At 57.3% G+C, this 17,401-nt stretch carries 17 protein-coding genes and 1 tRNA gene; 15 read left to right on the top strand and 3 right to left on the bottom strand.

All coding sequences use genetic code 11. From position 1 onward, the window contains the following. The first annotated feature begins 94 nt into the window (after positions 1–94). Positions 95–170, top strand: a tRNA-Lys gene (locus tag VN622_10855). Between the two features lie 59 nt (positions 171–229). Here the strand turns inward: VN622_10855 and VN622_10850 are convergent. From VN622_10850 to lysS, 3 genes are all read right to left on the bottom strand, one after another. Continuing rightward, positions 230–595: a YbjQ family protein gene (locus VN622_10850; GenBank protein ID HWR36356.1), complete on the bottom strand. Its 366-nt coding sequence runs from the start codon at positions 593–595 to the stop codon at positions 230–232. Positions 596–777: 182 nt separating this feature from the next. Next, positions 778–2,277 (bottom strand): pyridoxal-dependent decarboxylase, encoded by a 1,500-nt coding sequence (locus VN622_10845; GenBank protein ID HWR36355.1) that lies wholly within the window; start codon positions 2,275–2,277, stop codon positions 778–780. A gap of 196 nt (positions 2,278–2,473) precedes the next feature. Then, positions 2,474–4,117, bottom strand: coding sequence for a lysine--tRNA ligase (gene lysS / locus VN622_10840; protein ID HWR36354.1), 1,644 nt, complete (start codon positions 4,115–4,117; stop codon positions 2,474–2,476). 159 nt (positions 4,118–4,276) lie between these two features. Here lysS and ndhC point away from each other — a divergent pair, with 159 nt between their 5' ends. The 14 genes from ndhC to VN622_10770 all read left to right on the top strand — a co-directional run bounded on the left by ndhC (position 4,277) and on the right by VN622_10770 (position 17,356). After that, complete coding sequence (ndhC, locus tag VN622_10835; GenBank protein HWR36353.1) at positions 4,277–4,633, top strand: NADH-quinone oxidoreductase subunit A; 357 nt, start codon at positions 4,277–4,279, stop codon at positions 4,631–4,633. Positions 4,634–5,093: 460 nt separating this feature from the next. After that, positions 5,094–5,798 carry an NADH-quinone oxidoreductase subunit C gene (locus tag VN622_10830; protein ID HWR36352.1) on the top strand — a complete coding sequence of 235 codons (705 nt, stop codon included), beginning with the start codon at positions 5,094–5,096 and terminating at the stop codon, positions 5,796–5,798. Beyond that, entirely contained in the window at positions 5,795–6,949 is a 1,155-nt protein-coding gene (locus VN622_10825) for an NADH-quinone oxidoreductase subunit D (protein HWR36351.1), read from the top strand. The genes VN622_10830 and VN622_10825 overlap by 4 nt, the downstream gene beginning before the upstream one ends. Beyond that, positions 6,949–8,193: a complex I subunit 1 family protein gene (locus VN622_10820; GenBank protein HWR36350.1), complete on the top strand. Its 1,245-nt coding sequence runs from the start codon at positions 6,949–6,951 to the stop codon at positions 8,191–8,193. Before VN622_10825 ends, VN622_10820 begins: the two co-directional genes overlap by 1 nt. Positions 8,194–8,204: 11 nt before the next feature. Further along, the gene (locus tag VN622_10815) at positions 8,205–8,651 is read left to right on the top strand and encodes an NADH-quinone oxidoreductase subunit I (GenBank protein ID HWR36349.1); all 447 of its coding nucleotides are present in this window, start codon (positions 8,205–8,207) and stop codon (positions 8,649–8,651) included. Continuing rightward, complete coding sequence (locus VN622_10810; GenBank protein ID HWR36348.1) at positions 8,648–9,157, top strand: NADH-quinone oxidoreductase subunit J; 510 nt, start codon at positions 8,648–8,650, stop codon at positions 9,155–9,157. The genes VN622_10815 and VN622_10810 overlap by 4 nt, the downstream gene beginning before the upstream one ends. Before the next feature lie 2 nt (positions 9,158–9,159). Continuing rightward, the gene (gene nuoK / locus VN622_10805) at positions 9,160–9,465 is read left to right on the top strand and encodes an NADH-quinone oxidoreductase subunit NuoK (protein HWR36347.1); all 306 of its coding nucleotides are present in this window, start codon (positions 9,160–9,162) and stop codon (positions 9,463–9,465) included. Between the two features lie 241 nt (positions 9,466–9,706). Beyond that, entirely contained in the window at positions 9,707–11,959 is a 2,253-nt protein-coding gene (gene nuoL / locus VN622_10800) for an NADH-quinone oxidoreductase subunit L (GenBank protein HWR36346.1), read from the top strand. Between the two features lie 51 nt (positions 11,960–12,010). After that, a complete protein-coding gene (locus VN622_10795; protein HWR36345.1) occupies positions 12,011–13,705 on the top strand; it encodes an NADH-quinone oxidoreductase subunit M in 1,695 nt (564 codons plus the stop codon). Between the two features lie 58 nt (positions 13,706–13,763). Continuing rightward, positions 13,764–15,308, top strand: a complete 1,545-nt coding sequence (locus VN622_10790; protein HWR36344.1) for an NADH-quinone oxidoreductase subunit N — start codon at positions 13,764–13,766, stop codon at positions 15,306–15,308. 77 nt (positions 15,309–15,385) lie between these two features. Next, positions 15,386–15,694 carry an AtpZ/AtpI family protein gene (locus tag VN622_10785; protein HWR36343.1) on the top strand — a complete coding sequence of 103 codons (309 nt, stop codon included), beginning with the start codon at positions 15,386–15,388 and terminating at the stop codon, positions 15,692–15,694. Continuing rightward, positions 15,681–16,157: an ATP synthase subunit I gene (locus VN622_10780; GenBank protein ID HWR36342.1), complete on the top strand. Its 477-nt coding sequence runs from the start codon at positions 15,681–15,683 to the stop codon at positions 16,155–16,157. The genes VN622_10785 and VN622_10780 overlap by 14 nt, the downstream gene beginning before the upstream one ends. Before the next feature lie 22 nt (positions 16,158–16,179). Beyond that, complete coding sequence (gene atpB, locus VN622_10775) at positions 16,180–16,911, top strand: F0F1 ATP synthase subunit A (GenBank protein ID HWR36341.1); 732 nt, start codon at positions 16,180–16,182, stop codon at positions 16,909–16,911. 127 nt (positions 16,912–17,038) lie between these two features. Beyond that, positions 17,039–17,356, top strand: a complete 318-nt coding sequence (locus tag VN622_10770; GenBank protein ID HWR36340.1) for an ATP synthase F0 subunit C — start codon at positions 17,039–17,041, stop codon at positions 17,354–17,356. The last annotated feature ends 45 nt before the right edge of the window (positions 17,357–17,401 follow it).

The raw sequence follows: 17,401 nt of genomic DNA, 5'->3' as shown, positions 1-17,401 counted from the left end.
AACCCGTACTGGGACCAGAAGGACCATAGTCGCCGTAACACAAAAAACAGTGCCGGCCCTGTTTGTCCGAAAGAGACACGCCCACATTAGACGTGGGCGCGTAGCTCAGTTGGTAGAGCAACGCCCTTTTAAGGCGTGGGTCCTGGGTTCGAGTCCCAGCGCGCTCACCATTCCCCGCCTAATTTTGCTTTCCTGAGAGTTCCGCGCAGCGTATACGCGCCCGCCCAGATCAGCCCTGTTTTTGACGAATTACGACTGCTGTGCCGTAGGCGAGGACTTCAGTGACGCCGTTCATAATTTCGGTGGCGTCGTAACGGGCGCCGATGATGGCGTTTGCGCCGACTTCCGAAGCGTGACGGATCATCAGGTTGAAAGCTTCCAACCGCGTCTTCTCGCAGAGTTCACTAAGCAGCGTGATGTTGCCGCCGACGATCGTCTGAAGTCCGGCTCCAATGGTTCCGAAGATCGAACGTGAACGGACGGTGATGCCGCGCACTATCCCGAAATTGCGTACGATTTCGTATCCATCGATCTCAAATGCAGTAGTGACGAAGTGCGGATGGACGCCAGCAGCGGGAAGCGGGTTTGTCGCCACGAATTCCTCCTGAACATCTGTTCCAACTCCAGCAGAGGATACGCGCAAGCCAGACTGAAAGATGCAACAATTTTAAGCGCGGGATATTGACCCTGAGCGGCAATAGAATAAGAGCAGCCTGTAAAGCCGCCTTTCATCTGCCATATATCATCCGACTACGCTCTAGCGTCTGCCGTCTGCCTTTACGCACTGGTCTTTGCTGGCGCAATGGCTCGAACGGCCGTTGTCAGGGCCTGCTTCAACTGCTCGAGGTTGTACTCGTCACTGAGATAGCTGATTACCATCATGCGAACGACGCTGCGCCCGTTGACAACGGTTTGCGAAATCCACTGGCGTCCGTCGCGAGTGACGGCATCGACCAGCGCGGCGTTTGCTGTTGCCGTCTCTGCTTCGTCTTCGCCAACTTTCACACGAAAATTTACGATGGGCAGTTGCGGTGTAGCAATGAGCTCGAATTCGTCTGACTGGGCGATCCAATCCGCGAAGTTGCGAGCGAGCTTGAGTTGCCGGTCGATGAGCTCCTCGTAAGCGTGGCGTCCGTGCACGCGGAGCGTGAGCCACAGCTTGAGAGAATTCATGCGGCGCGACCATTGCGCACTGATTTTGAAGTTGTCCACCAGGTTAGGCGAGGGCGTCGCGCTTGAGGACCTCGCGAGCGTGGGCATGTAGGGTGTGGCGATAGCGAAGGCCTGCTGCAGCAACTCGGGGTGCGAAGTGAGGACGACTCCGGCGGCGAAGGGCATGGCCAGCCACTTGTGGGGATCAATTGTGATGGAGTCTGCCCGCTCGATACCGCTGACGAGATCGCGGTGCGCATCGCTGAAAATGGCAGCCGCGCCATACGCGCCATCGACGTGCAGCCAAAGCCCATATCGTTGGCAGATGTCGGCGAGGGCGTGGATTTCGTCGATCGCACCGGAGTTGGTGGTTCCGGCAGTGGCGATGACGCAAAACGGCTTGTGCCCGGCAGCCAGGTCTTCGCGAATGGCAGCTTCGAGTTTCGCGACGTCCATCTGTATGCGTTGATCGACGGCGATGCGGCGGAGCGATTTGCGACCGAGGCCGAGAAGGCCCATGGATTTGTCCAGCGAGTGATGCGATTCCCAAGAGGCGTAGGCTATGGCGCGCGCGCCAATCGTCGCGACGCCCTCATCGACGGCTCTCGGAAACCGAGAAGCGATGGCCAGCGCGAGCGCAGTGAAGTTGGCTTCGTTGCCCCCGCTGGTAAAGGTACCGTCGCAAGATTTCCGCTCGCTTCCGCATGACTTTTCGCTGCCGCTTACGTTGCGCCAGCCGACGCGCTCGGCAATCCAGCGTACGGTCTCGCTTTCTATCTTGGAGGCGAGTTGCGAGCGCGCAAGCGTCGCGAGTTGCGGATTCAGTGCGGCGACAAGGGCTTCGGCAAGCACGGCCATGTACGTCGGCGTGGGATTCATCAGCCCGAAGTAGTTGGCGCTGGGGACGTGGAAACCCTTGTTCGTCATCTCGAAGCAGAGTTCATCAAGGACGAGTTCGGCATCTTCACCAAACTCGGGCAGGCGGTCACCCAGCTGACCAAAAGTACGTTTTTCCAGGGGAAGCTGGACCGGACGGTGCGGCAGGGAAGAGAAATAGTCGTTGATGTGATCGATGAGCCGGTAGCCAAGCTTGCGGCGTGTTTCGCGATCGAAGTCAAATCCCATATGGGTACTCGCTTCTTACAGCAATTCTATGCGGATACTGGTTAGTGGCTAAGTCAATGCCAGTCATCAGTTCTCCGGTACAGCTTTCGAAATCTCTCGTCAGCCCCCGTGGGGGTGGCCGCGAGTTGTACTTAAAACAGATGCGCCCAGCGCGCGAAAGGGCTCGGGAAGTCAGTGGCTTCCTGAGCCCTCGATTTTAGCTTTTCGCTTGTGCGGCTTCCTGCTCGTCGGTTTCCGATTCCTTCTTTTCAGGACGCAGCAATGGGAAGAGGATGACATCGCGAATGGATGTCGCGCCGGTCATCAGCATGGTGATCCGGTCCACGCCGAGGCCTTCTCCGGCGGCGGGTGGCATGCCATAAGAGAGTGCTCGGACGTAGTCGTAATCGACCTCGGCCATGGCTTCTTCGTCGCCGCCCTGGCGATCGCGGACTTGGTCTTCGAAGCGATGGAGCTGATCCTCAGGATCGTTCAGCTCACTGAAGGCGTTGCCGATTTCCATGCCGCCGATGAATATCTCAAAGCGCTCGACCCAGTCCGGCTCATCGCGCTTCGCCTTGGATAATGGCGAGATGACGACCGGGAAGTCGTAGAGAATCGTCGGTTGGAAAAGCTCGCGTTCGGCGATGGCCTCGAACATGGAGGCGATCGTCTTGCCCGGCGCTTCCTTGGAGTCGTACGGCAGATCGATCTTCGCAATCTGGAGACGGCGAGCCATTTCACCAATCTTGATGGGGTCGCTGAAATCGGCGAACTCGGGAGCGGTGCCGACCTGCTCGGGCCAGTATTTGATGATGGCTTCACGCATGGAGAGACGCTGCCACTTGCTCCAGTCGATTTCCTGGCCGAGATAGCTCGATACAGTTGAGCCGTTCACGTCCAGCGCAACCTGCTTGAACAACGCTTCCGTGAGATCCATCAGGTCGTGGTAATCACTGTAGGCCTGGTAGAACTCCAGCATCGTGAACTCGGGATTGTGTCGCGTCGAGACGCCTTCGTTGCGGAAGCTGCGGTTGATCTCGTACACGCGATCGAGGCCGCCTACGACCAGGCGCTTCAGGTAAAGCTCGGGCGCAATGCGAAGGTAGAGGTCAATATCCAGCGTATTGTGGTGCGTCACAAAAGGACGCGCCGCCGCACCGCCGGCGATGGGCTGCATCATCGGCGTCTCGACTTCAACGTAGCCGCGCCGGTCGAAGAAGTTGCGCATGGATTGAACGATCTTTGCGCGCTTGACGAAGACTTCGCGCACGTCGGGGTTCATCGTCATATCGACGTAGCGCTGGCGGTAGCGAAGCTCGACGTCGGTCAGGCCGTGCCACTTCTCCGGCAAGGGGAGCAGGTCCTTCGTGAGAAACGTAAGTTCATCGACATGGATACTGAGTTCGCCGGTCCGCGTACGGAACAGGTATCCCTTGACGCCGATGTGGTCTCCGATATCGAAAAGCTTGAAGAGTTCCCATCCCTTATCGCCGACAGCGTCCTTTTTGACGTAGATCTGTAGGCGCTGCCCGCCCTGTTGCAGATGAGCGAAGGCGGCCTTGCCCATGAGCCGCAGGGCCATGATGCGGCCGGACGCGCTGACCTCTACACGATTGCCGTCGAGCTGTTCGCCCGTAGTCTCGCCGTATTGCAAAAGAATGTCGGGAAGTGAGTGCGTCCAGCGATAGCTGTGGGTGTAAGCCTCTTGCCCGAGGGCAATAATCAGCTTCAGCTTGTCCTTGCGTAAGTCGTAAATCTTGTCGTCGAGTGCCACTTGATGGATACCTTCGTGCGCCTGCCGCAGGCGGCCTATGTGGAATGCAGAGTGCGATCGCGGCGAAACACTGATTATAAACATTGGGACCGCGGACGGCAGATGACGGACGGCAGATCAGGCGATTGGAGCAGAGAACCCGTATTGTGATTTCTGTCACTGACCGGAGGTTAGGTGCTCTCGTAGGGTTGAAGCAGGTGCTGATTGGGAGTAAACTCCCCGCTCAACCCCATACGAGGCCGTATGCCGCAGAACTACGTACCGATTTTCATTTTTATGCTCGTCGCATTTCTAATTGCGGCGGGGACTCTGGTCGTCGCCACCATCATTCGCCCGAGCAATCCGAGCAAGATTAAACTGATGCCGTATGAGTGCGGCATCGATCCGGTCGATGATGCTCGAAAACGTTACACGATCCGTTTCTACATCGTCGCGATCCTGTTTGTAGTATTCGACGTGGAGACCATCTTCCTCTTCCCTTGGGCGGTACAGTTCAAACTGCTCGGCATATTCGGTTTCGTCGAGATGCTGATCTTCCTCGGAATCCTGATCGTTGGATATATCTGGATCTGGAAGAAGGGCGCCCTGGAGTGGGTGTAAGTCTTAGTCCCGCCGCAGACGTGGGGGGCTCCTCGCCCCGTGCCAACCGAAAAGATGACACCGTGGCGCGGAACAATACGATGGAACGACTGCGCGGACTTTCGTTTGCTCGTCGCTGTTCAGTAATGAGTTTGGGGATTTGTACAGCCACAATCCTGGTTTCGAAGAACCCCGAACCTGCGACGCAGCAGGGTAGGGGTTTTATTTTTTAGCGAGGATTACTGCATCGGCACACACACGATTTGTCTCGCGCGGATAAGCGGGTCTCATATGGGAGTTTGTGATCCACATCACTTCTTCCTGTGACCTGAATCAGCAGTTGGCGTGCTGGGCGGTGTTATAAAAAGGGGTTCCAGATACTCAGCCAGTGGCGCCGGTAAGTGTCTCCGCGATTTTCGTCTTGCGGGTATTCCGGTAAAAGACCCGAGTGAGCTTGGCTCGCCGGGAAGGAACAGGCAAAATGTCCGAAGAAACAAAAGGAAATAGCCGGCCAACTCCCGCAGAAAGCGCTTCGCAACCGCCAGCGGAGAAGTCTGCGATGGAGCAACCGGTGTCAACGCCAGCAGCGCCAGAGAAGGTTACTGCTCCCGCTGCACCGGCCGCAGCCAAACCTGCCGTCACTCCTGCGAAGCCGGCTGTGCCGCCAAAACCGGCAGGGCCAACTCCGCAGCCGTGGGAGACCGAATTCACCAAAGACTTGAAGCAGCGCTATGGCTCTGGTCTGCGGGAAGCGTCCACCTACCTCGGGCAGAACTACTTGATAGTGGATCGCTCGGTGGTGTACGACGTCCTGAAGATGCTTCGCGAGGCTGAACAGTTTGATTACTGCGTGGATGTGACGGCTGTTCACTATCCGAAGCGGGAGGAGCAGTTCGAGGTCGTCTGGATTCTGTATTCCTTCGCGCGCAATGAGCGCATTCGGGTGAAGTCGCCGGTGAAGGATGGGGAGGACGTACCCAGCGTGGTCGAATTATGGCCAACTGCAAACTGGCTGGAACGTGAAGCGTTTGACATGTTCGGACTTAACTTTTCCGGACACCCGGACCTGCGGCGTATTCTGCTGCCGGAGGGATGGAAGGGGTACCCGCTTCGCAAGGAATACGGCATCCTTCAGCAGGATCAGGAATGGGTGCAGATCAACATCGGCATCGAGAGCGGCCAATGAGCGACGAAAATCTCTACGCAAGACTTGAGCAGATATCGAGCAACGAGGGTACGTTTCTCGACTCCAGCGAGCTCATCCTCAACATGGGGCCGCAACACCCGTCTACGCACGGCGTGTTGCGCGTCATCCTGAAGCTGGATGGCGAGAAGGTGCTTGGAACCGAGTGCGTCATTGGTTACCTGCACCGTGGCGTTGAAAAGATTGCCGAAAACCGCACGTATGCGCAGTTCAATCCCTACGTCGATCGAATGGACTATGTTGCTGCCGTATCGAATGGCCTTGGCTATTGCGAGGCTGTCGAGAAGCTGATGAATGTGGAAGCTCCGCCGCGGGCGCAGTACATCCGCGTGATTCTGACGGAGTTGAACCGTATTGCCAGCCACCAGGTATGGCTCGGCACACACGCGCTCGACATAGGCGCATTGACCCCGCTGTTCTACACCTTCCGCGATCGCGAAGAGGTTCTGAAGATTTTCGAGAAGTACTGCGGAGCGAGATTGACGACGCACGCTTTCCGCATTGGCGGCTGCCAGTACGAGACCTACGAAGGTTTTGAGCAGGACTGCCTGAACTTCTGCGATCACGTACTGCCGAAGATCGATGAGTATGAAGAGCTCCTGACCACAAATCGGATCTGGGTGGAACGCACGAAGGGTATTGGAATTATCACCGCGGAAGAGTGCATTGCGCTCGGCGTGACCGGGCCAGTGTTGCGCGCCAGCGGTGTTCGCTGGGATCTGCGGAAAGCCAAGCCGTACGCGGCTTACAAAGACTTCGAGTTCGACATTCCTATCGGCACGAATTGCGACACCTACGATCGGTACCTGGTGCGTATCGAAGAGATGCGGCAGGCGGTGCGGATCGTGCGGCAGGCCGTCGCCGGATTGTCGCAAGGGCCGATCATGGCCAAGATTCCCAAGGTGCTCAAGCCGCCGGTGGGTGAAATTTATCATTCCATCGAGGCCCCCAAGGGCGAACTCGGTTACTTCATTGTGAGCGACGGTTCGACGCAGCCGTACCGTGTGCGCGTCCGTCCGCCGTCGTTCGTCAATCTGCAAGCGCTCGACACGATGGTCCGCGGCCGCCTGGTGGCTGACGTGGTCGCAGTGATCGGAACGCTCGACATCGTCCTCGGAGAGGTGGACCGGTAATGGGCTTCCTGACCAATTACCTGCACACGAACGTGACGCCCGGCGAAGCAGGAGATTACCTCTGGGCCACGATTTATATCCTCCTGATCTTCCTGTTTGCCTCCATCGCCGTAATGCTCATGACGTGGCTGGAGCGCAAGATCCTGGCGCATATGCAGGTTCGCCTGGGTCCAATGCGCGTTGGTCCGCATGGCTTGTTGCAGCCAATTGCCGACGCACTCAAGCTGATGCTGAAGGAAGACATCATGCCGGACAAGGCCGACAAGCTTGTCTTCTGGTTTGCGCCAGTCTCGGTAATGATGGTCGCGTTCACTACCTACCTGGTGATTCCGTTCGGACGCACCCACGCTGTTACCGACATGAACATCGGCATACTGTTCATGCTTGGCGTGTCGTCACTGAGCGTGCTGGGCATCATCATGGCCGGCTGGTCGTCGAACTCGCACTACCCGCTGATGGGCTCGTTGCGGTCCAGTGCGCAGATGGTGTCATACGAGATCGCGATGGGATTGTCGATCGTTTGCGTGATCCTGATGACCAGTCTGAAGACCGGTACGGGAACCCTGAGCATGATCGGCATCGTGCAATCGCAGTTCGATCAGCGAACTTGGTTCATCTTCAACGGCTGGGGACTCGGCTTTGTCGCCTTTATGGTCTTCGCGGTCGCGATGGTCGCGGAAACTAATCGCGCACCATTCGATTTACCGGAAGCGGAATCGGAACTGGTCGCTGGTTTTCACACAGAGTATTCGGGCTTCCGCTGGTCGTTGTTCTTCCTGGCTGAATATGCCGCGATGATTGCCGTATCGTCCGTCGCCGTAACGCTGTGGCTAGGCGGATGGATGCGGCCCTTCCCGAATGTCCTGAGCGGAAATACCTGGGAACTTGCGTTTTCGCTGGCGCCCGGTGTGACGTTCATCGGCCTTGGGCTGTGGTGCCTAGTCCTCGCCGCGAAGATGCCAAAAATCCCGCAGATGAAGATCCAGGCAGTCGGGTTTGCCGGGTTCGGTGCCCTGCTCGCGTTCCTTGGAGCGATCATGCTGCTGCCCGGTGTTCGTGAGCGTGTGCAGGACATTTACTGGTTTTCGCTTAAGGTTTGCCTGTTCATGTACTTGTATATCTGGTATCGCGCTACCTTCCCGCGCTACCGCTTCGATCAGTTGATGAGAGTGGGCTGGAAGGTTTTGTTGCCGACTGCGCTGGGCGCATTGATGGCGACAGCCCTCTGGGGGGTGTTCCAGTGAGTATCGCTCCATTGCTCCGTAAAGTTTTCCTGGTTGATCTACTGAAGGGTTTAAGTGTCACATTTCGATACCAGGCCCCAAAAGAGCTCTGTACCGAGCAGTATCCGCTTGAGCGCCCGATTATTGCCGAGCGCTTCCGTGGACAGCCGCGCATGAACGTGAATCCGGAAACGGGTGAGACATTGTGCATCGCCTGCGGTCTGTGTGCGCTCGCGTGTCCTGAGCGGCTCCTCACGGTCAAGAGCGAGCGCAATCCCGCGACAGGGAAGAAGGAGCTGGGCTCCTTCAGTTATGACACGAGCCGTTGCATGTATTGCGGTCTGTGCGAGGACGCCTGCCCGAGTGATTGCCTGGAACTAACGCAAGACTACGAAGTTGCGCTTTACAGCCGCGACGGCATGGTCCTGGACCGCGCCCGGCTGGAGAAAGGCGCTGAACCGACGGTGTACGCACGATGATGCCGGTAGCTACAACATTCTTCTTCTATTTCCTCTCGGCGGTAGCGATCGGGGGAGCGATCCTGACGATCACCCGCCGGAATCCGGTGCACTCGGCGCTGTCGTTGATTTCCACGCTGCTTGCGCTGGCCGGGCTGTACTTGATGCTCTATGCACCTTTCGTTGCCGGCGTTCAGATCATTGTGTACGCGGGCGGCATCATGGTGCTGTTCTTGTTCGTGATCATGCTGGTGAATCTGGAAAAGGCTCAACTGGAAGAGCAATTTAACAAGCACTGGCTGGTTGGAGTGCTTGCGACGCTCACTCTGGGCGGCTTGCTGCTGTTCATCTATAAGCGCGGAGCTTCGGTCTTTCCCGTCACTTTTCAGATGCTGCCCGAAGAGAACAACACGCAGCAGATCGGAATCTGGCTTTACCGCAATTACATGATGCCGTTCGAGATCGCATCGTTGTTGCTGCTGGTTGCGATCATCGGTGCGGTGGTCATGGCGAAGAAGAGGGTCTGACGATGTCTGAGATCACTACACTTCATTACCTGGTCGTCGCGGCGGCGCTGTTCATCATCGGCACGATTGGCGTGCTCACGCGTCGCAACGTAGTCATCATTCTCATGTCAATCGAGCTGATCCTCAATGCGGTCAACCTCAACCTGGTTGCGTTCTCGCGATTGCACGGAATGCATGGGCAGATATTCTCCATCTTCATCGTGGCAGACGCAGCGGCAGAAGCTGCTATCGGCCTCGGGATCATCATCGCTTTCTTCCGCAATAAGGAAACGGTGAACATGGATGAGGTAGACCTGCTGAAATGGTAAGAAACGGCCCGAAGTCAAGAGTAGTAGTGAGAAGCAGTTGAGCCCTGAGACATAGAGCGAATTGGCCGAAGCGCTTTTTGCGATACGAAGATCAGGCCAGGAATTCCAGGCTGCAAAAGGCGACGAAGCGGACGTACCTGGCTGGCCGGCGATTTTGAGCCGGGCGGTTGAAAGTAGAGATCGGGACGGAGACGGCCCCAACACCGGTGCAAGCGATTGGCATCGGGACTGAGAACAAACCATGTTCTTCTTGGAACACATTTGGATCATTCCACTCCTGCCGGCATTCGGCGCGGCCGCGATGTTCTTTTTCGGCAAGCGTCTGAGCAAGCCGGCGGTGAACGCCATCTGCGTTGGCATGGTGGCCCTGGCCTTCCTGCTGTCGTGCATGGCCGTGTACCAGTACGTGCACACCTACGCGGGGCCTGAAGGCAAGCCATTCGAGAAGGTGATGTACACGTGGCTTGGCAGTGATACTGGCAAGTTCACCTTCCCCATGAGGGATGGTCAACTCGGTCAGTTCAAGGCCGAAGCGGGATTCCTGCTGGATCCGCTGTCGTGCATCTGGTTACTATTCGTGACCGGCATCGGCATGCTCATCCACATCTACTCCACCGGGTATATGGCGCATGAAGGCGGGTACTACCGATTCTTCGGGTACCTGAACCTGTTCATGTTCTCCATGCTGACACTCATCCTCGGCAACAATTACATGATGATGTTCGTCGGGTGGGAGGGTGTGGGTCTGTGTTCGTACCTGTTGATTGGTTTCTACTTCCATAAGCACTCGGCCTCGACGGCGGCGAACAAAGCATTCATTGTCAACCGTGTCGGCGATGCCGGCGTGCTGCTCGGGTCGATGACGATCATGTGGTACCTGGGCACGGTGAAGTTCACGGCCATCAACGAAACGCTGCGGAGCGGCAACTTTCAGACAGGGGATTTGGTCCTCACGGCGGCGACGCTGTTGCTCTTCCTGGGCGCTTGCGGCAAATCCGCACAGCTTCCTCTGTATGTCTGGCTTCCGGACGCGATGGAGGGTCCCACGCCTGTTTCCGCACTGATCCACGCGGCAACGATGGTAACGGCGGGCGTTTACATGGTGGCGCGCAGCAATGCCTTGTTCCAACTCGCGCCTACGTCAATGGAAGTAGTGGCCGTGGTCGGCGGTTTGACGGCAATCTTCGCAGCATCGATTGGCCTGGTGCAGAACGACATCAAGCGTGTCCTGGCGTATTCGACAGTATCGCAGCTTGGGTACATGTTCCTGGCGCTCGGCGTTGGCGCATTCGCCGCCGGCGTCTTCCACGTCTTCACGCACGCGTTCTTTAAGGCGCTGCTGTTCCTCGGTTCCGGATCGGTGATCCACGCCATGAGCGGCGAGCAGGACATGCGCTTTATGGGCGGCCTCTCAAAGAAGATTCCGGTAACCTTCCGGACAATGTTGATCGGCACGCTCGCCATCGCCGGAATCCCCGGTCTGGCTGGCTTCTTCTCGAAGGACGAGATCCTTTGGCAAACCTGGTCGAGCAATAACGGACAATTCAGGATTCTCTGGGTGGTCGCGTTCATTACCGCTCTGATGACCGCGTTCTACATGTTCAGGCTGATCTGGCTGACGTTCTTCAGCAAGCCGCGCATGAGCCACGAGGTCGAGCACCATATCCACGAATCTCCAAAGTCGATGACGATTCCGCTCATGGTGCTGGCACTCGGGTCGATCTTCGTCGGCTACCTTGGCGTGCCTGCCAGCCTCGGCGGGTCGAACCATTTCGAAAAGTTCCTTGAGCCGGTCTTCGCTCGCGAGGCGCATGGCGCCACAACGACACACTCGGCCTTGGGAGCTGGCGAACACGGAACGCTGGTAGCGGGCGAGAATTCCGCGAAGCAGACGGAAGGCGAGCAGGCTGCGACCGAAGCTACGCACGTGAACGAAGCGGCGAAAGAGGGAATTGAACCTCCGTCGAACGTTGTGCCGGCTCATGCTGCACATGAGTTCGAGCCGCTGGAGTACATCCTGATGGTTGCATCAGTTGCGGCAGCGTTACTTGGGATGTTCCTCGCATATCGCGCGTACCGTAATGCCGACAAAGGTTATACGGAGCCGATCAATGAAGCGGCTCCCGCGGTTTATCGCACACTCTTTAATAAGTATTACGTGGATGAGCTATACGACATACTCTTCACCGGACGCCGCAAGCTGGGCACGGTACGTCTCGGCGTGCAGGGCTTGGGAATCGCTTTATGGAAGTTTGATGCCAATGTCATCGATGGCGGCGTGAACGGTGCGGGCTGGATGACCAAGTTCTTCGGTTGGGTGCTGAACTGGTGGGATAAGTGGATCATTGACGGGCTTCTCGTTAACGGCCCCGCGGTTGTCGCACGTGTGCTTTCCTACCCGGTGCGCCTGGTGCAATGGGGACTGGTGCAGTGGTATGCGCTGGTCATGGTTTGCGGCTTGGTCGGGTTCATTTGGTACTACGTGATCAGGTAAACGGATTGAGCGCCCTGAGAATTCAGGCTCGCTTCACGGACGGAATTAAAAATGTATAACCACATTCTCTCGATCGTGCTGTTCACTCCCCTGGTGGGGGCCCTCATTCTCCTGTTCGTACCCAGGGAGAACAAGAACGCGATTCGCTGGATGGCGAACATCTTCGCTATGGCCGGATTCGCGGTGTCGCTGCCATTGGTCCCATGGTTCTGGGCAGTGAAGGCGCAGCCCGGCTTCAAGTTCGTGGAGGGCGCTCCGAATAATTGGATTCCAACCATCGGTGCCGGCTACTTCATCGGAATTGACGGCATCTCGTTCCTGCTGATTATGCTGACGACGATGCTCGGTGCGGTGTCGATCCTGTCCTCATGGGAAGCGATCCAGGTCCGCGTCAAGGAATACTACATCTGGTTCCTGGTGCTCCAGACGGGCATGCTCGGCGTCTTCATGGCGATGGACTTCTTTCTGTTCTTCGTCTTCTGGGAAGCTATGCTGGTGCCAATGTACTTGCTTATCGGCATCTGGGGTGGTCCGCGCAAGCTCTATGCGGCGATCAAGTTCTTCATGTATACCCTTGCCGGTTCGGTGCTGATGCTGCTCGGCATCCTATATCTGTACTTCCACCACCACTCGGTAACGGGCGTATACACGTTCAGCGTTCCGGCGCTGTACGAGACCGCCCCGATGATTACAGGCACGGCGGGCATCGTCCTGTTCCTGGCGTTCTTTATCGGATTCGCGATCAAGGTGCCGATGTTCCCGTTCCACACCTGGCTGCCAGACGCGCACGTTGAAGCGCCGACGGCCGGCTCAGTGATCCTGGCAGGCGTTCTGCTCAAGATGGGAACATACGGCCTGATCCGCTTCTCCCTTCCGCTCTTCCCAGTGGTAGTGCAGTATCCGAAAATTCGCGCTTGGATGATTGGCCTCTCTTTGATCGGCATCACCTACGGTGCCCTGGTTTCGCTGATGCAGAAGGATATGAAGAAGCTGGTGGCGTACTCGTCCGTGAGTCACCTTGGCTTCTGCACCCTCGGCATTTTCGCGCTGAACCACTCCGGGATAAGCGGTTCGGTGTTGCAGCAGATCAACCACGGCATCTCGACCGGCGCGCTGTTCTTGATTGTCGGCATCCTGTACGAACGCCGCCACACGCGCGAGATCTCAGAGTACGGTGGTATCTCTAGCGTGATGCCGGTGTACGCGACTATCACGATGATCATGTTCATGTCGTCGATGGGCTTGCCGCTGCTCAACGGCTTCGTTGGCGAATTCACGATTCTGCAGGGCGCATTCATGGCGAACCGTGCCTGGGCTGCCTGGGCTGCCCCGGGAATCGTACTTGCCGCCGCCTACCTGCTGTGGCTTTACCAAAGGGTTTTCTTCGGGACGGTATCGAATCCGAAGAACGAAAAACTAACGGACCTTACAGGCCGCGAGCTTGCGACCTTCGTTCCGCTCGTGATCCTGTCATTCTGGATCGGTCTGTACCCGAAGCCGTTCTTCCAGATATTGGATCAGCCCGTTACTGAGCTCGTGCAAAAGATCGAGACGAAGGGCGTGTACAACGCGAAGGCGCCGACTGTGCCTGCGACGGCAGTGACTGCGGAACCAGCACAATCGCAGACAGAGGGACAAGCAGAGCAACCGCAAGCTCCCGAGCAGAAAGTTGCTGCTCCGAGCCCGGCACATGGCGTCCACGTACCCGTTGCTGTGGTTTCGGTCACGCCCAGCGCGGCAAAGTAATTCAGCATTCCGGTGCATGCCATGGGTGTGCACCGGGTCGTTCCGAAGGGAAATGATCGTGTCGAACTCGATCTCACAATTCTTCACTAGCTCCGACTACCTGCTGTCGCTGCCGATGATCCTGCTGGCACTGTTCGCGCTGGGGATTCTGCTGATCGATCTGATCCTGCCAGCGGAGTGGAAGCGCATCAATGCGATCACCGCGCTGGCAGGGATCGCGTTTTCGGCGGCAGGAGTGGCCAAGATCCACGCGGCGTTTCGCGCGGCCGAACTTCGTGGCCTGACAATCTCGCATTACAGCGGCTTCATGGGGACGCTGGTGGTAGATCGCTTCGCCATCTATTTCTTCTACCTGTTCCTGCTTGGCGCGGCGGTTTCTATCCTGATGTCCGTCCGCTATCTCGAGATCGAGCGGGAAGATCACGGCGAGTTCTACGCGCTCATGCTGTTTGCAGTTGTCGGGATGATGTGCATGGCCTGCGGCTATGACCTCATCCTGCTCTTCATCGGCCTGGAACTGATGGCCCTGTCTACCTACGTTCTAGTCGGGTTCCTGCGCAGCGACAAGCGCTCGAACGAAGCATCGTTGAAGTATCTTCTGCTCGGAGCATTTTCGTCCGGCATCTTCGCCTACGGCCTGTCATTGTTCTATGGACTGACGGGTTCGACGAATCTCGGCGAAATCGGCTTCGCACTCGAACAACGCTTTGCCGTAAACCCGAAGGATCCTATCGTCATCCTTGCCCTGATAACGACGGCGACTGGCCTGCTATTCAAGATTGCTGCTGTGCCATTCCATCAATGGGCGCCGGATGCGTATGAAGGGGCGCCAACCAGCGTGACCGGGTTCATGTCCGTTGCCGTGAAGTCTGCGGCATGGGCTTTACTGTTGCGTATTTTCCTGTTTGGCATCTACCCGCTGCGTCCCATCTACGTGCCGTTGCTGGTCTTCGTCTCGCTCGCTACGCTGACGGGCGGCAACCTGGCGGCAATCACGCAGAACAACCTCAAGCGGCTGCTTGCCTATTCTTCGATCGCACACGTTGGATACATGCTGCTCGGCCTGGTCGCAAGCGACGGACGCACGAACGTGACCGGCATCAAGGGCATCATGATGTACTTACTGGTGTACACGTTCATGAACCTGGGCGCGTTCGCCGTCATTACTTCCCTGCGCCGCCGCAACATCATCGGCGACGACATCGATGACATCGCCGGGCTTTTCCATAAAGCTCCGACCGAAGCTTTTCTGATGCTGGTGTTCCTGCTGTCGCTAGCTGGAATTCCACCCATGGCAGGCTTCTTGGGCAAGTACTTTATCTTTCTGAGCCTGGTCGAGACTGGCCATTATGCGCTGGCTGCCGTCGCGGTGCTTTACGCTGTGGTCAGCCTCTACTACTACATGCGAATCGCCAACGCGATGTTCATGCGCGAGGCTGTGGATGCTGAACCGGTACGCGTTAGCCCCGGCATGGCACTCGCTTTGACGATAACCGGTGTTGGAACAATCGGTATCGGCATCTTCCCGAACCTATTCATCCAGGCGGTGAACTGGTCGTTGAACATCGTGCAAACGACGCCAGTCGCGCAGTTGGTCAAGTAGTCAGGCCAAACGAAACACGAAGCCCTCGCCTACACACGCGGGGGCTTTTGCTTTTGTACGACGTTCGGAAACGCTTGATGCTGACGGTTCCGCAACGCCGTGCTAGCCTTTACAGCATGGCAGACGAGCGCGACCAACGATCAACAGGCCGGTCTGAGCCTGCGCAGGGCGATGATAAGCAGAGTCCCTGGGTACAGATCGCACGGTATTCCGAAATCGGCTTTACGATTCCGGCAGCGGTGCTGCTTGGATTTTTCGTTGGTAAGGCGCTCGACTACTGGCTGCACACGCATTGGCTTTACCTGGCGGGCGTCGTCTTTGGCGCCATCGCCGGCTTCGTATCCATGATTCGCATGGCGCTCTCCTCTGACGATGCAAAACGCTGAACTACCATCAGGTTCCGAAGAGTCACCGAGGGATTTAGAGGCTGCACCTTTTACTCTCGATCCGGTTGCCGAGTCGTTCTATTCGGCGGCGACGGCACGAATTCTGAAGATGATGGCTTGGCTGGCGCTGCCGGCGATTGCCGTCGCGCTCGCACTGAACTGGCGCTTCGGCCTGGGTCTGGCGCTTGGTTGCGCAATTTCTTACCAGAACTTTCGCTGGCTGGCGGAAGCGGTGAATGGTCTGGGGGATCGGATCGTCAACGCGAACAGCCAGGAATCTGGCGTTGGAATTGTCGTCCGTTTCACTATCCGTCTGCTTTTGGTAGCCTTAGCCGCATATGCTATATTCAGAATTACACAGGTAGGGCTATATGGCCTTCTTGCGGGCCTGTTTCTGCCTGTCGCGGCCGTGTTTTGCGAGGCCGCATATGAGCTTTTTGCCGCAACGCGGCGCGGACTCTAATTCTCTCGGTTGAACAATCGGAATGCATTCACAACTGCCATTCACTGAGCTACTGAACCGGCTGTTTGCAGGACCAGTTGTCGCGCTGCTGCACGCGCTCGGTATCCATCCGCATAATCCAGCCGCACCGATCCCGAATTACGTTGCGATGCAGGTGCTTGTCGTCCTGCTGTTGGTGCTGTTTTTCATCGTAGTGCGCTCGCGGCTGTCGGTTGATAAGCCAGGTGCGTTGCAGCACGTGATGGAAGGTATTCACGGCTTCGTTGGCGGACTCGGTGAAGAGATCATCGGCCATCACCATAAGCGGTACGACTCGTACCTGATTGCGCTGGGCATGTTCATTCTCGGCTGCAATCTCATCGGGCTAATACCGGCGTTCGAGTCGCCTACCGGTATTCCCTCTGTTCCGCTCGGTTGTGCGGTTGTGACCTGGTTCTACTATCACACGCAGGGGATTCGAGCGAATGGGCTGGGCTACGTTAAGCACTTCATGGGGCCCGTCTGGTGGCTTGCGCCCTTGATGTTACCGATTGAAATTTTCAGCCATCTTGCGCGCATTCTCTCGCTCACCATTCGTTTGTTTGCCAACATTTTCGCGGGCGACATGGTGACGCTGGTATTCTTCTCGCTGATTCCGATCGGCGTGCCGATCATCTTCCTTGGCTTGCACATCGGCGTCTCGTTTATCCAGACCTACATTTTCGTCCTGCTCGCGACGGTGTACTTGTCTGAGGCCACGGCCCACGAGCACTAAACACCACGCGCATGGAGCGCGAAAGTTTGCCATCAGCGTGAGGGCGTCTGTACGAGGATGACGTCAACCACCACCTGGTGGCAGTACGGGACCTTCTGGGGTCCGGTTCATACGAAGGAGCAACACGATGCGTAAAGTAATGTTCGTCCTGCTGGCCGTCGTCGCCATGTCGCTTATGGTCACGCCCGCCTTCGCGCAGGGCACCGAAGCAGGTGCCGCTGCCCACCCGACCAACTGGGTCGCCATCACATCCGGCTTCGCCATGGCGATTGCCGTTGCGCTGGCTGCACTCGGCCAGTCGCGCGTTGCCGCTTCCGCCTGCGAAGGCCTGGCCCGCAACCCCGCCGCGCGTCCCGGAATCCAGCTTGCGCTGATTCTTGGTCTGGCATTCATCGAGTCGCTCGTGCTGTTCACGCTCGTTATCATCTTCGTGAAGGTCGCTTAACCGGCGCTTCCGTCGAGACAAGGCCTCCGTCTTCGGGCGGAGGCT

The sequence above is a fragment of the Clostridia bacterium genome, from assembly GCA_035561135.1.
Taxonomy (GTDB): domain Bacteria; phylum Acidobacteriota; class Terriglobia; order Terriglobales; family Acidobacteriaceae; genus DATMYA01.
This window is presented reverse-complemented; position numbering and strand designations above follow the sequence as displayed.

What these genes read in the sequence shown, in the direction of transcription:
- VN622_10845 (HWR36355.1), bottom strand. Translation starts at nt 2,277, where the DNA reads ATGGGATTTGACTTCGATCGCGAAACACGCCGCAAGCTTGGCTACCGG.
- lysS (HWR36354.1), bottom strand. Translation starts at nt 4,117, where the DNA reads ATGTTTATAATCAGTGTTTCGCCGCGATCGCACTCTGCATTCCACATA.
- ndhC (HWR36353.1), top strand. Translation starts at nt 4,277, where the DNA reads ATGCCGCAGAACTACGTACCGATTTTCATTTTTATGCTCGTCGCATTT.
- VN622_10830 (HWR36352.1), top strand. Translation starts at nt 5,094, where the DNA reads ATGTCCGAAGAAACAAAAGGAAATAGCCGGCCAACTCCCGCAGAAAGC.
- VN622_10825 (HWR36351.1), top strand. Translation starts at nt 5,795, where the DNA reads ATGAGCGACGAAAATCTCTACGCAAGACTTGAGCAGATATCGAGCAAC.
- VN622_10820 (HWR36350.1), top strand. Translation starts at nt 6,949, where the DNA reads ATGGGCTTCCTGACCAATTACCTGCACACGAACGTGACGCCCGGCGAA.
- VN622_10810 (HWR36348.1), top strand. Translation starts at nt 8,648, where the DNA reads ATGATGCCGGTAGCTACAACATTCTTCTTCTATTTCCTCTCGGCGGTA.
- nuoK (HWR36347.1), top strand. Translation starts at nt 9,160, where the DNA reads ATGTCTGAGATCACTACACTTCATTACCTGGTCGTCGCGGCGGCGCTG.
- nuoL (HWR36346.1), top strand. Translation starts at nt 9,707, where the DNA reads ATGTTCTTCTTGGAACACATTTGGATCATTCCACTCCTGCCGGCATTC.
- VN622_10795 (HWR36345.1), top strand. Translation starts at nt 12,011, where the DNA reads ATGTATAACCACATTCTCTCGATCGTGCTGTTCACTCCCCTGGTGGGG.
- VN622_10785 (HWR36343.1), top strand. Translation starts at nt 15,386, where the DNA reads ATGCTGACGGTTCCGCAACGCCGTGCTAGCCTTTACAGCATGGCAGAC.
- VN622_10780 (HWR36342.1), top strand. Translation starts at nt 15,681, where the DNA reads ATGCAAAACGCTGAACTACCATCAGGTTCCGAAGAGTCACCGAGGGAT.
- atpB (HWR36341.1), top strand. Translation starts at nt 16,180, where the DNA reads ATGCATTCACAACTGCCATTCACTGAGCTACTGAACCGGCTGTTTGCA.
- VN622_10770 (HWR36340.1), top strand. Translation starts at nt 17,039, where the DNA reads ATGCGTAAAGTAATGTTCGTCCTGCTGGCCGTCGTCGCCATGTCGCTT.